1 protein-coding gene is annotated in these 805 nt (G+C 66.2%); it reads right to left on the bottom strand.

What is annotated here, in order from left to right; translation table 11 throughout:
• Positions 1-790 (bottom strand): class I SAM-dependent methyltransferase (locus RJ1_RS45085; protein WP_073371182.1); only part of this gene is annotated, 790 nt, incomplete at its 3' end.
• Positions 791-805: the final 15 nt, after the last annotated feature.

Here is an 805-nt window from a genome sequence, read left to right as displayed (position 1 = left end):
TGGATCGTTTCATGCCCGGCAGCAGGTTCAAGAGACGGAACATGCGGCGTACGTTCGCGGGCGCCTTGGCCATCAGCACCGGTGAGTCGTTCATCGGCGCCTCGTCGACGTATTCGAGCCGCGGGTGCCAATCGGCCAGCGCGGCCGGATCGTCGAAGCCGCAGTGGAATTGGGTGTCGTACTTGCGCAGCGTGGGGTCCCATTTCGAGGTGCGCCACGCCCAGACCGCCACCGTGTCGAACTGTATCTGGCCGGTGGGGAAGGCGTCGACGACGCTGGCCAGCAGCCGCCGGCGGTCGGCCTCGGTCAGGTAGGGCACCAGTCCTTCGGCGATCATCAGCACCGGCCGGCCGCGGAGGATACGGTCCAGCCAGGTCAGCTCGGTGACACTGGAGCCGATCAAGGTGTAGTGCTCTCGCGGCGGCAGAAATTGTTGCCGCAGTTCGATGATGGACGGGTAGTCCAGGTCGTACCAGTCGACGGTGGTGGGCGGGTCGATCCGGTACACGCGGGCGTCGAGGCCGCAGCCCAGGTGCAGCACCACCGCGTCGGGGTGATCGGCGAGGTAGCTTCGAGCCCAGTCGTCGAGGACCTTGGCGCGCACCACGGCGGCGAGGCCCATCTGGCTGGTACCGAATCTGCGCTTGTCGTAGTCCGGGTCGAGGCGACGCATCGCCTGCTCGGCGTATTTGTCGCCGAGGATCGGGTCCGGCAACCGGTTGTCCAGTGCTTTGGCCCTGAGGACCGGGCTGAGGGTCTTCTGCACTCCGACAAGTCCGGTGTCTTGCACACCAACGACGCTACT

Origin of the sequence: Rhodococcus jostii NBRC 16295 (assembly GCF_001894825.1) — a bacterium.
GTDB lineage: Bacteria > Actinomycetota > Actinomycetes > Mycobacteriales > Mycobacteriaceae > Rhodococcus_F > Rhodococcus_F jostii.
This window is presented reverse-complemented; position numbering and strand designations above follow the sequence as displayed.